Genomic DNA, 14,490 nt, shown 5'->3' with positions numbered 1-14,490 from the left:
CTTGTCTGATGGCGGATGCCAGGTAACATAGATATCCCCCCCAGTAAGGGTGGACAAGTGTTTATTTTTTCCGACTATTAACAGAGAGAATATTATGAGCGTTGTGCCTGTAGCCGACGTACTCCAGGGCCGTGTCGCCGTTGACCAAGAAGTCACCGTGCGCGGATGGGTGCGTACTCGCCGAGATTCTAAAGCTGGCATCTCCTTCCTTGCCGTCTATGACGGTTCCTGCTTTGATCCTGTACAGGCCGTCATTAATAATTCTCTGCCCAATTACAATGATGACGTTCTGCGCCTGACAACGGGTTGTTCCGTTATCGTAACTGGTGTTGTTGTGGCATCACCTGGTCAGGGTCAGAGTTTCGAAATTCAGGCCTCAGCCATTGAAGTCACTGGCTGGGTTGAAGATCCCGACACCTACCCAATGGCGGCAAAACGTCACAGCATCGAATACCTGCGTGAAGTGGCGCACCTGCGTCCACGCACCAACCTGATTGGTGCGGTTGCCCGCGTGCGTCATACGCTGGCGCAGGCGCTGCATCGTTTCTTCGACGAGCAGGGTTATTTCTGGGTGTCTACCCCACTGATCACCGCGTCCGATACGGAAGGCGCGGGTGAAATGTTCCGCGTCTCTACGCTGGACATGGAAAACCTGCCGCGTACGCCAGAAGGTAAAGTGGACTATGACAAAGACTTCTTCGGTAAAGAGGCCTTCCTGACGGTTTCTGGTCAGCTCAACGGTGAAACTTATGCCTGCGCGCTGTCCAAAATCTACACCTTTGGTCCAACCTTCCGTGCAGAAAACTCCAACACCAGCCGTCACCTGGCGGAATTCTGGATGCTGGAGCCTGAAGTGGCGTTCGCAGATCTGGATGATGTCGCGGGTCTGGCAGAAGCGATGCTGAAATATGTCTTCAAAGCGGTGCTGGAAGAGCGTCCTGATGACATGAAATTCTTCGCAGAGCGTGTCGACAGCGATGCAGTCGCACGTCTGGAGCGTTTCGTCTCAGCAGATTTCGCGCAGGTGGACTACACCGACGCGGTGGCCATCCTCGAGAAATGCGGTGAGAAGTTTGAGAACCCGGTTTACTGGGGCGTTGACCTGGCGTCTGAGCACGAGCGTTACCTGGCCGAGAAGCACTTCAAAGCACCGGTTGTGGTGAAAAACTACCCGAAAGACATTAAGGCCTTCTATATGCGCCTTAACGAAGACGGTAAAACCGTTGCGGCGATGGACGTCCTGGCACCGGGCATTGGTGAAATCATCGGTGGTTCTCAGCGTGAAGAGCGTCTTGACGTTCTGGACGCACGCATGGAAGAGATGGGCCTTAATCCTGCGGATTACAGCTGGTATCGCGATTTACGCCGTTACGGTACTGTCCCGCATGCCGGTTTTGGTCTGGGCTTTGAGCGCCTGATCGCCTATGTCACCGGTGTTCAGAACGTCCGTGACGTTATTCCATTCCCACGCACACCGCGTAACGCCAGTTTCTAATCGTCTGAATAACAAATGGCCAGCAATTGCTGGCCATTATTTTATTCTGCATTGTCAGTTTTCGTCAGCGCAAAGTCAGCATTTTTAAACCACAACCCCGTTACAACCACTACCTGTTACGTTTTGTTTCCACGAAACATCTGCGCACAAAAAATAAACCCTATTCTTATTGCGCTTATTGCAATCTGAAGCAATAGCACAAAATTCAACCAGTTTTACAGCCATCCAGAAGTCTCTTTCGGGTCATAAGAAAAAATGAGCCGTTTGGCTTCTGTTTATACGAATTGCCTTTATCTAAATTAATTATAAGCTTTTCATATAGATATCAAAGCATCTGCCGTTTAATTCGCCAGTGGACGCTGAAATTTGAGGTGGTTCACAAAGTTCCGGAAAATACACATCTGGTTACACATGATTTCTTTTTGTAACTTAATCTTGAGAATTGTAGCACTTTCAGGCTAGCGAAACGGTTCTATGAATGGAAAGATGCCTGTCAGATACATAAAGACACCTAACTCTCATCAATAGTTCCGGAAATATTTATTGACAGAATTTATTGACGGCAGTGGCGAGTGTCATAAAAAAACCAATGAGGGTAATAAATAATGATGAAGCGCAATATTCTGGCAGTGGTAATCCCTGCCCTGCTGGTAGCCGGTGCAGCTAACGCTGCAGAAATCTATAACAAGAACGGCAACAAACTGGACTTCTACGGGAAAGTTAACGCCGAGCACGATTTCGTGACCTCTGGCGATAACACGAATAACAACGACGCTACCTACGCGCAGATCGGTTTCAAAGGTGAAACTCAGATCAACGACCAACTGACCGGTTATGGCCAGTGGGAATACCGTTTCATGGCTAACCAGGCTGAGAACACTGCTCAGGCTAACAAAAACCGTCTGGCTTTCGCGGGCCTGAAAGCGGGTGACGCTGGCAGCATCGACTATGGTCGTAACTACGGTATCGTTTATGACGTTGAGTCATACACCGATATGGCGCCGTCCTTCTCAGGTATGACTTGGGGCGGCAACTACGTTGATAACTTTATGACCAGCCGTGGCACTGGCCTGCTGACCTACCGTAACAGCGATTTCTTCGGTCTGGTTGACGGTCTGAGCATGGGCGTACAGTACCAGGGTAAAAACGACCGTGCTGACGTTAAAACCTCTAACGGTGACGGCGTAGGTTACTCCCTGGGTTACGACTTCGGCGAAGGCTTCGGTGCAATCGCATCTTACAGCAACGCTAACCGTACTCTGAACCAGAAGGCTGATGGTCAGGGTGACAAAGCTGAAGCATGGGGTGTTGGTCTGAAATACGACGCTAACAACCTGTACCTGGCAACCACCTATGCAGAAACCCGTAACACCACCCGTACCGGTTCTAGCGGTGATGCTGGTTTTGCTAACAAAACTCAGAACTTCGAAGTGGTTGCTCAGTACCAGTTTGACTTCGGCCTGCGTCCAGCCATCTCCTACGTGCAGACCAAAGGTAAAGACCTGGCTGCCGTCGGCGGCTTCAGCGGTGGCGATGCAGACCTGGCTAAATTCATCCAGGTGGGTACCACTTACTACTTCAACAAAAACTTCAACGTGTGGGCTGACTACTACATCAACCTGCTGGACAAAGACACCGACTACGCGAAAGCGGTTGGCGGTCTGAACGGCAACGACGATATGGCAGCTGTGGGTGTAACCTACCAGTTCTAATCAGTACACCACGTTGTTATATGCTTAATGAACAGGGCTTCGGCCCTGTTTTTTTTATGTCTGATAGCAAAAAATGGCGACTTTTGAAAAGCCGCACGCTTTTTGTCGCAAACGGTTGGCATTTTGTAAATCTACCGTTAACCTGATAGCGGATTTCACTTCTGTAATCACAATGGAACTTCGTCATGTTTGAGAACATTACCGCCGCTCCTGCCGACCCTATTCTGGGCCTGGCCGATCTGTTTCGTGCCGACGACCGCCCTGGTAAAATCAACCTGGGTATTGGTGTATATAAAGATGAAACCGGCAAAACCCCGGTGCTGACCAGCGTTAAAAAAGCTGAGCAGTATCTGCTGGAAAATGAAACCACCAAAAATTACCTCGGTATTGATGGTATCCCTGAATTTGGTCGTTGCACTCAGGAACTGCTGTTCGGCAAAGGCAGTGCAATTGTGAGCGACAAGCGTGCGCGTACAGCACAGACCCCTGGCGGTACCGGCGCGCTGCGCGTCGCGGCGGATTTCCTTGCGAAAAACACCTCTGTTAAGCGTGTCTGGGTGAGCAATCCAAGCTGGCCAAACCACAAGAGCGTATTCAACTCTGCAGGCCTGGAAGTCCGCGAATATGCTTACTACGACGCAGCTAACCACTCTCTGGACTTCGACGGTCTGCTGGCCAGCCTGAATGAGGCTCAGGCGGGTGATGTGGTGCTGTTCCACGGCTGCTGCCACAACCCAACCGGTATTGATCCAACGCTGGAACAGTGGGAACAGCTGGCGAAGCTCTCCGTAGAAAAAGGCTGGCTGCCGCTGTTTGACTTTGCATACCAGGGCTTCGCCCGTGGTCTGGAAGAAGATGCGGAAGGTCTGCGCGCTTTTGCTGCCGTGCATCAGGAACTGATCGTGGCAAGCTCTTACTCCAAGAACTTCGGTCTGTACAATGAGCGTGTCGGTGCTTGTACGCTGGTTGCGGCGAATACTGAAACCGTTGATCGTGCATTCAGCCAGATGAAATCCGTGATCCGCGCTAACTACTCTAACCCGCCTGCACACGGTGCCTCTGTCGTTGCGACTATCCTGAGCAACGATGCACTGCGTGCTATCTGGGAACAAGAGCTGAACGATATGCGTCAGCGTATTCAGCGCATGCGTCTGCTGTTTGTGAACACCCTTGCGGAGAAAGGCGCTGACCGTGACTTCAGCTTTATTATTAAGCAGAACGGTATGTTCTCTTTCAGCGGCCTGACCAAAGAACAGGTTCTGCGTCTGCGTGAAGAGTTTGGCGTCTACGCCGTGGCGTCTGGCCGCGTCAACGTTGCAGGCATGACCCCAGACAATATGGCGCCGCTGTGCGAAGCCATCGTCGCCGTGCTGTAAATTGCCCCCATAAAAAAAGCCTGCATAATGCAGGCTTTTTTTATTCTGGTTACCAGACAGGCATTTCGTCCTGAAGGAACGGGTTATGGAGTCGTTCATAACCCAGCGTCGACATCGGACCGTGTCCAGGGATAAACGTCACATCATCGCCCAGCGGCAACAACTTCTGTTTAATCGACTGAATCAGCTGTCCGTGGTCGCCACGTGGAAAATCGCTGCGTCCTACGCCACCTTTGAAAATCACATCGCCGGAAATCAGCAGACGGGACTGGTCATCAAAGAAGACAATATGGCCTGGCGTATGCCCAGGACAATGCAACACCTGTAAAGTCACATTCCCTACGTTAACGCGCTCTCCTTCATTTAGCCAGCGATCGGGCGTCAGGGGCAGACACTCATCAAGGCCAAACATGCGGCTCTGGGCTGGTAAACCCTGCAGCCAGAACTCATCTTCTTTTTCCGGACCGATCACAGGCACACCGAAGTGCTGTGCCAGCTCCGCCGCCGCACCAACATGATCAAGATGACCATGCGTCAGTAAAATCTGCATCAGCGTGACACCGCTATCAGCGACTTCCTGCTTGATTTTCTCAGCGTCACCGCCGGGATCGACAAGCGCGGCCAGTTTGGTTTGCTCACACCAGATTAATGAACAATTCTGGGAGAATGCAGTAACCGGAATAATACGATAGTTCATACTGCTCCTGTGTTTCGTTATTACCAGTGCCGGACCGGACCGGTATCAATATGCACAAAGTTGCTACTTGGGTAATATCCTACACCACCTGCGCGCATAGATAACGCAGCTTTGCGAATATTGGCTAACGAAACGCCTTCAATATGGAAATCCATTGCCTGTCCCTTCGTGTGATAGCTTTTTTTCGCTACCCCACGGCTGTGGGCGCGCAGTTCATTATTGGTATCAACAGAGCGATAACCAGAAATAAGCTGCACTGGCTTGCTGGTACCCAGCAGGCCCTGAAGGCGGAATAACTGATCAAACAGTCCTGGGTCGATGGCTTTTATTTTATTCGCGCGGAAATCACGAAAAAAATGGTTAAGTCTTGCTAATTCATCCTGAATATAGCCTCTGCCATCGAAGAACTCCGCTTTTAACGACTCACCGGTGTGGAGATTGTTGAGCGTTAAAACTCGCGGACGAGGTGTCGAGAGGGTGGCAAATGCTGGCGTCGGCAAGATGGCCGCTGCGCCGAGCGCAACACCACCTAACGCCAGCAGTTTGCGGCGATTAGCGTCAAATTTGTCCATGATAATCAGGTCTACAGGTCAATGTTTATCGTAAATATGCTTAGCGCACGAAGGGCACCTTAACTGGCAAAGCCGACTACGTCAAGGCACCCAACCCCAGTAAATACGCGGCCTCCAGCCATATAGCCCCGTATTCACCATTACTTACGACAACCTATTTTCCCGAACTGCTTCATTTACCTGATTAATTGTTCAGCTTTTGGCGAAATTTGTGCGCCGGATCGCGCCGTGAGATCATAATTGTAAATATCTGTACGATACTGCGTCCGCCCGTCCTCACCCACAAACGCCGTCAGATAATAAAGATTGACCGGAATATTATGGCGAATATTAACGTAACGCGTATCTCCCTGCTTCAGGGCGTCAGAGATGCGCGTATCGTTCCAGCCTGCATCCTGCAACAGCATATTAGCCAGCTCCGAGGCTTTATTGACACGCACACAGCCTGAACTCAGCGCGCGGGTGTCTTTCTGGAACAGATTGTGGTTCGGCGTATCGTGCAGATAGATAGCATCTGAACTCGGCATATTGAACTTGTAGCGTCCGAGCGAGTTATGTGCACCGGGTGCCTGCTGGAACCGGAATGGCAGATTAGACGCGGTAATGGTTGACCAGTCGACCATATAGGGGTCTATCGCCTCTTTGCTGTTCCAGCCGCGCATCACCGTATAGCCATGGCGTTCCAGGTAACCCGGATCGTTCCAGACCTTGGGCAGAATGTCTTTACGCGCCAGCGTCGGCGGTACGTTCCACGGCGGGTTAACCACCACGTTGTTCAGGGCACTGCTCATCATCGGCGTTTTGCGATCGGGACGTCCCACAATCACGCGTGACGCCAGCACTTCACTGCCGTTCTGGTAATAGACCAGCGAATACGCCGGAATATTCACCATGATGCCGGTAGAGAGGGTCCCTGGCAGCAAGCGTAAACGCTGGATATTGAGCGCCAGCACCCCTGCACGCTGCGCAGGTGAGACGTTCAGCCAGTCGCGCGTTGACTGGCCAATCACGCCATCAGCACCCAGCCCCTGAGCAGCCTGAAACTGCTTAACCGCTGCAACCAGCTCCCGATCGTAGGCCGCGGGCTTATCACTCAGAACGGCGGCTTTTTTCTCTTTCACCGGGGCTGACGGGCTGACAACGACGCTTTGCGCATCGTCACCCGGCAGGGCAATTTTAGGCCCGCTATCCAGAATACCGGAGCGTTTGAGGATCTCACGCAGGGCAGGCACATCGCTGCTCCACTGTCCAGGACGCAGCGTCGCGGTACCACGCATCTGCGGCCATGGACGTGAATCCCCGACCAGTTCCAGAAGCGACTGATGCATGGTCGCGTATTGCGGATGTGCCGGCGCGAGGCTCGCAATAAAGCGCGGCAGATCGCCACTATCCAGCGCCAGTTGCCACTGGTTAATTACCGACAGTGCCGGTGTCGCCAGCTTGTAAGGCTTATCGCTGTACAACCAACGGTTACCATTGACCGGAATACCGGCCACAAACTGGAGATACCCCATCATGGCATCGGAAAGCACCACGTCCCGCGCCTGCCCGGTGACAGCAGGATCGGTTAAGAGCTCAACCCATTTTGTGAACTGCGGCTGGAACCCTGCAATGGCGACTTCTGCCAGCTGTTGCTGGAAGGCGCGCACCGCATCACGGTTTTCCCACATGGGTTTCATGTCACGCGCCGCATAAAGCAGCGTGAGCTGACTGGTATAGACAGGCGTGTAGCCTGCTGGCAGCCCAGACAGCAACTGCTGGCGAAGCGATACCGCGTCGATGCCTTCTGGCAACGGTTTAATACCGGCCATGATGGCCGTCGCAGGAGACTGCTCCAGCGGTTGAGACAGCGACGTTGGCTGTGTGCCAGTCGTTGCTGTGCTGTCAGTCGGCACAATTTCAGGCTCGTCGGCCTGAGCGGTTAACAGTGGAGCAAACGTCACTGCCAGGCATAAACTTAGCGCAGACAGCTGACGACCACATTTTTTCTTTAGCAACATCCCTTGCCCCCTGTTTTCACGACATGCCCATCACGTTGGGGCTTTCTTTTATTATAGGGTGACGGCAAACCTGTTGCCTTACCTTATGTAAAGAAGTTTAAAGATAACGCAGCCTTAAACACAAGTTAAGCGAAAAAAAAGCGGCGCTGGTGCGCCGCTCACGGTTAGAAAACGCCTCAGGACGCGTCTGCCGTTGTTTCCGGTAAGGATTCTGGCGGCTGTGGGGCAAAACCGCGTAACCCGACCACGTGAACGTGTTCGGTATTCTGGAATACCTTACGCACCAGTTTATACGTGGTGCCTTTCTCAGGACTGATGTTCTCCGGCGCTGCGATAATGAGCTGCATATCAAGACGCTCACAGAGTTCAAACAACGTGGCAATTGAGCGGGCGTCAAGACGCGCCGCTTCATCCAGGAACAGCAGTCGACATGGGGAGATATCTTTGCCGCGCAGACGACGCGCTTCATCTTCCCAGCTCTGGACCACCATCACCAGAATCGACATCCCGGTACCGATCGCTTCACCGGTAGAGAGTGCACCAGACTCCGCACGGAGCCAGCCGTCTGAACCACGGTTAACCTCCACTTCCATTTCCAGGTAGTTACGGTAATCCAGGAGCTCTTCACCAATGGTTTGTGGCGTGCGTTGCCCCATGTCAATCTGCGGATTAAGGCGCTGATACAGTTTCGCCAGCGCTTCGGAGAAGGTCAGACGGTTGCTGTTGAACAGATCCTGATGCTGTTCGTGCTGTTCAGACAACACTTCCAGCAGCGTCGAGTGCGCTTCACGCACGTTCACGTTCAGACGCACACTGTTTACCTGACCAAACGATACGCTCTGCAAGCCCTGGTTCAGCTGGCGAATTCGGTTCTGCTCGCGCTGGATGGTTTTACGGATGATATTCGCCACACTGCGGGAACTGATAGCCAGCTTCTGCTCGCGGGAGGTCAACTCTTCCGTCAGGCGGCCCAGTTCGATTTCCATCTGCTCAATGGCTTCGACCGGATCGTCGGTACGAATGATGTCCTGACGAATACGCTCACGCAGGTGCTGATAAACGGCCACGAAGAACTGGATCTTACGCTCAGGGCGTTTCGGATCTTCGGACATACGCAGCACATCGCGCAGGTGTTCGTTATCCGCCACCGCCAGACGCAAGGCACCCAGCGCCTTATCCGACATAGAGCGCAGTTCATCCGCAGAGAGATAGGCCAGCTCGCGACGATGCAGACGGCGTTCAACGTTATTGTCTTTCACCATCCGCATGACGGCGCACCAGCCCGCCTTCGCGGTCACGACCTGCTCACGCATTTCGTGATAATCACGCTCCAGCTTGCGCAGGCGACGAGTCAGGTTATCCATTTCCGCTTCACAGAAGGTCAGCGCTTTTTCCAGCTGATTACGACGTGCGCGGTTATTACTGAGCTGCGCATGCAGTTCATCACGGCGGATACGCGCCCGCTCTTCTGCTCCGCTGTCAGCACGGACGCCAATGTCCTGCAATTCTTTCTGAAGATCGTTTAACAGCTCTTTCTTGGTGTCGAAGGAGCTTTTCAGCGAGGCCAGGACCTGATTGTACTGGTTCAGCTGTGCCGAGTGGCTACGCATCGCGTCACGGGCGCGAGTACGTTCCGCTTCAGCCTGTTCAAGGCGCTGACGCAGCTTCTCATTGAGATCGCTGTTACCGCTCAGCATCTCCGCGGAATCGGAGTAGCCGAAGTGGGCCCGGCGCTGCACCACTTCCGTCAGGGCAAACGCCTGCTGGCGCGCTTCGCGCTGCACCTGCTGCGACCAGGCGTAATCTTCTTTTAACTGCTCGAACTGCTCCGGATCGCTCTGCAACACGGAGACCATTGGTTCGAGCTTCGCCAGCTGATTACCGTACTGCTGAACAAAACGTGCCGCTTCCTGAGCTTCATCCAGACGTTCCTGAATCTCATCCACGCGGTCAGCCAGCGTGTCATCTGCCAGCAGATTCAGGCGAGGCAGGATGCGGTTAAGGGCCGCAACGCCCTCTTTCGCCTGTTCGAACTGAACGCGGCTTTGCTGGTTGTCATTTTCATGGTTTGAGATCGCACGCTCAAGCTCGCCGCGACGAGTGTTGAGCTTGCGAATTTCGGCTTCCGGGTCAGCTTCAAACGCCACGCCCAGATGGCTGCCGATAAAGCGGCTGAACGCCTGATGAAGACGCTGGGTTTTCTGCACGTCAAACGACAGGGTCGCAAAACGTTCAGACAGCGTCTCACGCTCGGCGTGCAGACTTTCAATCCGGTTTTCACGCGCTGCGCGACCAAACAGCGGAAGCTCAGGGAAGCGAGAATAACGCCACTGACGATCGGCGATTTTGACGACAACCGCTTTTTCCAGCTCATCGACGCTGAATACGCTGTCATCGAACGACTGCGGGTCCCCTTCGATTAAATAGAGGTCTTCCGGGCAGTCTTCCAGCCCTGCCAGCTGGTCAGCAATCAGCGACAGATCCGGGACCACAATCGCATTACGTGATGGGCCATACAGGGCTGAGAAGTACGGCGCATCGTCCAGACCGACATCGTCATAGATTTCGGACAACAGCACGCCGCCAAAACGTTCAGCCAGGGCGTTCAGACGTGAGTCTTCCGAACCACCAGGCTGGCTTAAGCGCTCAATCTCTTCATCGATCTCACGTTTACGGGCGCCGACTTCATCGCGCTCAACAATCGCCTCGCGCTCGCGCTCCAGCAGCTGTTGCAGATATTCGGTCACGTCCTGGCTGGACTCAAACTGTTCGCCGCACTGTTCACTGAGCTGGTTCAGGCTGCTTTGGGCAGCCAGCCAGACTGGTGCACGCTGCAGCAGCACCTTAGAACGGGACTGCAGCTGTTCCATCTCCTGGCGCAGCGTCATGCGCTGTTCACTGGCGTTGGATACGGAATCGGAAAGCGCAGCAATACGCGCTTCGAGCTCCTGATGCAGAGCTTCAAGATCGTCGAAATCGTAATTTTTGCCCTGGCGCTTACAGAACTCCGCCAGCATACGCTCGGCTTCCTGCTGTTCGCGAAGACGCTGTTCCAGTTCGTTCAGGCGCATACGCAGCGGCTGAACCTGCTCGGCCAGATGGCGTTGGTTCACACCGTCGCGCAGCAGTTCACGGGCAACTTCCCACGCTTCGTTACGCGCAAGCGGTCCGTTAATTGCCACAACCAGCTGGTACGCTTGCTCAAACTGACTGTGCGCCGTTTGCGCGACGCTCATCTTCTGTTCAAGCGAGAGCAGTTTCTCGGTCGCTTCCTGCTCTTTGGCCTGGAAGGTATCCAGCCACTGGTCAGCGCTTTCCGGGGTGAGGTCAGGCAGATGACACAGCTCTTTTGCACGCTGTAACGCCTGAAGTGCCTGGGTATACTGAATTGCACGCGTCTGCTGCACGTCCAGCGCCTGCTGGTAATCGGCCAGCTGATTTTTCAGCTCATCCACTTCCAGCTCGGCGGCCTCGGCACGTGCTTCGTTCTCTTCCTGCATGTCGGCAGCTTCCGCCACCACTTCATTTTGCTCTTCGAGACGAATTTGCAGCTCATCGAGATCCGCTTCATAGCGCTCGATCTTCTCCTGCTGACGCAGGGCGGTCTGCACCAGGTTCAGGTGATCGCTGGCAGCCTGGTAATCGGCTTCCAGATCGCCTTCGGCACCGTTGTGCTCGCCCAGTTCACGCGCCATTTCGACGTGCTTATACTGCTCAGCCACCAGCTGTTTACGGGAGGTAAACAGCTCGCGGCGGTACTCTAACGCCTGATCGAGATGGACACGACGTTCATTGGCGTGACGCATATAGTCCGCCGCCACGTAGTTGGTGGCCTCGCTAATCAGGTGCTTAAACAGGTCACGGTCAGACTGCGTCACGCGAATGGCTTCGAGCGTCATGCGGTTTTCACGCAGCGCGGCTTCCATATCCTGGAAGGCCTTACGCACGCCGCTGTTTTCCGGCAACAGGTAGTCGCGCAGGGAGCGGGTAATGGCGCTGGAGATACCACCGTACAGCGATGCTTCGATCAAACGGTAGTATTTGCTACGGTCAGACGCGCTGCGCAGACGACGCGCCACAACGCCCAGATCGAACATCAGGGAGTGGTAATCCGTAATGGAGTTGAACTGCTTGAACTGCACGCCTTCGATGGTTTCGAGCTTATCTTTCAGCTCCTGCAGCGTCAGCACGCGCGCCTGGCGCTCATTCAGGGTTTCCGTCAGCAGCGCTGTGGGCTGCATGGAGGTTGGCAGACCCTGGATGGCAAACGGTTTAATGTCCACTTTACGGTCACGGCCTGCGACCTGCTGCAGACGTACCCCCACCACCACACGCTGATGTCGGGAGTTAATGACGTCCAGTACCGAATAACAGACGCCTGCTTTGAGTTTGCCGTGCAGGCCTTTATCGCGAGAGCCGCTGGTCGCCCCCGCTTCGGTGGTGTTACGGAAATGGAGCAGCGTCAGATCGGGGATCAGTGCCGTAACAAACGCCGCCATGGTGGTGGATTTACCCGCACCGTTACCACCGGAGAGCGTCGTAACCAGCTCATCCAGATCGAACGTCCGGGCAAAGAAGCCGTTCCAGTTAATCAGCGTTAGTGAGCGAAATTTACCGCGTTCAATCATTACTCTTCCTCCCCGCTATCCGGCAGATTCTCTTCATGCTCATCGTCGAGCTGCAAATGGTTTTCCACCGGCATCGCTTCACCGTCGCGGATCATGCGAAGCTGCGCTTCACGCGCATCGTCGCCCGCACGCACATCGGCGCCGAAGCGGAAGACAGATTCCGTAATGCGGAATTTGCTGCTGTCATGGCCCATAAACCAGACCATGCCCAGACGACGCAGACGGTTAAGGGAAGAGCGAACTTTTTCCTGCAATTTCTGGCGGTCAAGATCCGAGCCGGTGGAGCGGTTGTTCACCAGCTTAAGCAGCTTGCTCTCATCCGCCAGCGCCAGCAGCTCGTCGTAAAGCTCCTGCTGGGTGAAGATGCCTTCATTTGCCAGACGCTCCGGGCTGAGATAGAGGTAGCAAAGAATTTTGCCGACCATCATATCCAGCTCAGAGAGCACGGAACGCGGAATCAGGGTTGTGGAACGTGGACGCAGGTAGAAAAACCCTTCCGGTGCGCGGATAAGCTCCACGTTATAGCGGGCGTAAAACTCCTCCAGGTACTCCTGGAAGTCCATCAAAAAGGCGTGATTGTCCAGCTCGTCTAAGCCAATGTGACGACCGGCACGCAGTTGGCTGTCCAGCGCCGGAAACAACGGATTCGCCAGCGCCTGTGCCAGCTTAACTGGCATCACTTGTTCAATATTTGTCAATGACATGCGCCTGTACCTTGGCTCCGTAATCGTTAATCGGCTGCCACTTCGGCGGCAGCCCGGTGAAATCTGCTTGCGCGACGCCCAGACGCACGGCCTGGTCTACCACGATGCGGGCGATGTCGAAGTGGCGCGCGCGAGGATATTGCGCCAGATAGTCGCGCACCACGAGCCCAAGATCCAGCGGCACTTGTCTGGTTTTGTAGACAGCGAGCTGTTCTTCGATCATCGCCGCAAGTTGCTCACGAATTTCGTTGAACTCTTCATATTCCAGATCCGGTGGCAGTTCACCGGTCACTTCTTCATCGCGCAGGGCCATCTCTTCGTCACGCATATCCAGCAGACGATCGGCACTGGCGTAGGTCAGTGCCCATGGCGCATCGAAATAGGTCTGTACCGACTGGCGCAGACGCTGAGCAAAGACGCGGTTTTTATCCATATCGATCGCGGTACGGATAAATTTATGCACGTGACGGTCATAACCGATCCACAGGTCAATCGACTGCTGACCCCAGCTGATAATACGATCAAGTTTGCTCTGCAGATCGAACACCAGACGGTCAATAAAATGCAGATCGTCATGGGCCATGGTCGCATCCTGGATGCGCAGGAGGTTCGCCTGAAGCTTATCCCCTGCCGCTTCCAGCGTATCCTGCAGTTCACGCAGCGTACCCGAGGTTTCCGACAGCAACATTTCACAGCTGGAGATGGCCGCACGCCAGTCTTTATTCAGCAACTGTGCGATATCGTCTTTTACCTGTTGCTGCTGTTCATCCATCAGACGCTGGGTCAGATCGATGCTGTCGAAAATCTCTGCCACCGAATATTTCAGCGGCGCATAGACGTTACGGTGCCAGTGGAATTCGTCACCGTTTTCATCCGCTGCATCGGCGGCACGCTTAAGCTCACCCGCCACAATCGAGAGCTGCATGGAAAGACGCAGCGTGGAAAATTCACGCTGGCGGATGTAGTAATCGGTGATGCCGATACCCAGTGGCGTCAGACGATAGATGGCGTTTCCTTCCGCCTGCTCGCTGGTAAAGCGGTTCAGCAGACGTTGACGCACCATATCGTTGATTGCGTTGTTGGCACGCACGCTAATGGTTTCGCTGGTTTGCTCAAACGCATCACTGACATGGCGGAACGCATCCACCAGTTCACCCTCGCTCATTTCGCCATCCAGCCGTTCGCCGTTCAGCGTGGCAACCGCCAGCAGGAAGGAGAGTCTGTCTACCGGCAGCGAGATGGAGAAATCGTTTTTCCTGGCCCAGGCAACCAGTTCGGGGACTGTCTGGGAAAATTCACTCATAGG

Annotated in this window: 9 protein-coding genes; 3 read left to right on the top strand and 6 right to left on the bottom strand. The window is 54.1% G+C overall.

Translation table 11 applies throughout. The features are described 5' to 3' along the window. Positions 1-94: 94 nt before the first annotated feature. From asnS to aspC, 3 genes are all read left to right on the top strand, one after another. Entirely contained in the window at positions 95-1,495 is a 1,401-nt protein-coding gene (gene asnS, locus AC2FAP_RS02470) for an asparagine--tRNA ligase (protein WP_032677806.1), read from the top strand. 605 nt (positions 1,496-2,100) lie between these two features. After that, entirely contained in the window at positions 2,101-3,207 is a 1,107-nt protein-coding gene (locus tag AC2FAP_RS02465) for a porin (protein ID WP_050736580.1), read from the top strand. Between the two features lie 185 nt (positions 3,208-3,392). Beyond that, complete coding sequence (gene aspC, locus AC2FAP_RS02460; protein WP_020884809.1) at positions 3,393-4,583, top strand: aspartate transaminase; 1,191 nt, start codon at positions 3,393-3,395, stop codon at positions 4,581-4,583. Between the two features lie 49 nt (positions 4,584-4,632). Here the strand turns inward: aspC and AC2FAP_RS02455 are convergent, their stop codons facing one another. From AC2FAP_RS02455 to mukF, 6 genes are all read right to left on the bottom strand, one after another. Next, the gene (locus AC2FAP_RS02455) at positions 4,633-5,280 is read right to left on the bottom strand and encodes an MBL fold metallo-hydrolase (RefSeq protein ID WP_020884810.1); all 648 of its coding nucleotides are present in this window, start codon (positions 5,278-5,280) and stop codon (positions 4,633-4,635) included. A 20-nt stretch (positions 5,281-5,300) separates the two neighbouring features. Beyond that, positions 5,301-5,852: a peptidoglycan L,D-endopeptidase MepK gene (mepK, locus tag AC2FAP_RS02450; protein ID WP_014169403.1), complete on the bottom strand. Its 552-nt coding sequence runs from the start codon at positions 5,850-5,852 to the stop codon at positions 5,301-5,303. Positions 5,853-6,028: 176 nt separating this feature from the next. Further along, the gene (gene ldtD / locus AC2FAP_RS02445) at positions 6,029-7,852 is read right to left on the bottom strand and encodes a L,D-transpeptidase (protein ID WP_485452834.1); all 1,824 of its coding nucleotides are present in this window, start codon (positions 7,850-7,852) and stop codon (positions 6,029-6,031) included. 176 nt (positions 7,853-8,028) lie between these two features. Next, positions 8,029-12,480 (bottom strand): chromosome partition protein MukB, encoded by a 4,452-nt coding sequence (mukB, locus tag AC2FAP_RS02440; RefSeq protein ID WP_014169401.1) that lies wholly within the window; start codon positions 12,478-12,480, stop codon positions 8,029-8,031. Then, a complete protein-coding gene (gene mukE, locus AC2FAP_RS02435; protein ID WP_014169400.1) occupies positions 12,480-13,184 on the bottom strand; it encodes a chromosome partition protein MukE in 705 nt (234 codons plus the stop codon). The genes mukB and mukE overlap by 1 nt, the downstream gene beginning before the upstream one ends. Next, positions 13,165-14,487 carry a chromosome partition protein MukF gene (gene mukF, locus AC2FAP_RS02430; protein WP_014169399.1) on the bottom strand — a complete coding sequence of 441 codons (1,323 nt, stop codon included), beginning with the start codon at positions 14,485-14,487 and terminating at the stop codon, positions 13,165-13,167. Before mukF ends, mukE begins: the two co-directional genes overlap by 20 nt. Between the last annotated feature and the right edge of the window lie 3 nt (positions 14,488-14,490).

This window comes from Enterobacter cloacae complex sp. 394I7, from assembly GCF_057320345.1.
The sequence above is the reverse complement of the archived record's forward strand: the minus strand, read 5'-3'. Positions and strand labels throughout refer to the sequence as shown.

Bases quoted from the DNA above. Each gene is read 5' to 3' on its own strand.
- asnS (WP_032677806.1), top strand. From the start codon at position 95: ATGAGCGTTGTGCCTGTAGCCGACGTACTCCAGGGCCGTGTCGCCGTT.
- AC2FAP_RS02465 (WP_050736580.1), top strand. From the start codon at position 2,101: ATGATGAAGCGCAATATTCTGGCAGTGGTAATCCCTGCCCTGCTGGTA.
- aspC (WP_020884809.1), top strand. From the start codon at position 3,393: ATGTTTGAGAACATTACCGCCGCTCCTGCCGACCCTATTCTGGGCCTG.
- AC2FAP_RS02455 (WP_020884810.1), bottom strand. From the start codon at position 5,280: ATGAACTATCGTATTATTCCGGTTACTGCATTCTCCCAGAATTGTTCA.
- mepK (WP_014169403.1), bottom strand. From the start codon at position 5,852: ATGGACAAATTTGACGCTAATCGCCGCAAACTGCTGGCGTTAGGTGGT.
- ldtD (WP_485452834.1), bottom strand. From the start codon at position 7,852: ATGTTGCTAAAGAAAAAATGTGGTCGTCAGCTGTCTGCGCTAAGTTTA.
- mukB (WP_014169401.1), bottom strand. From the start codon at position 12,480: ATGATTGAACGCGGTAAATTTCGCTCACTAACGCTGATTAACTGGAAC.
- mukE (WP_014169400.1), bottom strand. From the start codon at position 13,184: ATGTCATTGACAAATATTGAACAAGTGATGCCAGTTAAGCTGGCACAG.
- mukF (WP_014169399.1), bottom strand. From the start codon at position 14,487: ATGAGTGAATTTTCCCAGACAGTCCCCGAACTGGTTGCCTGGGCCAGG.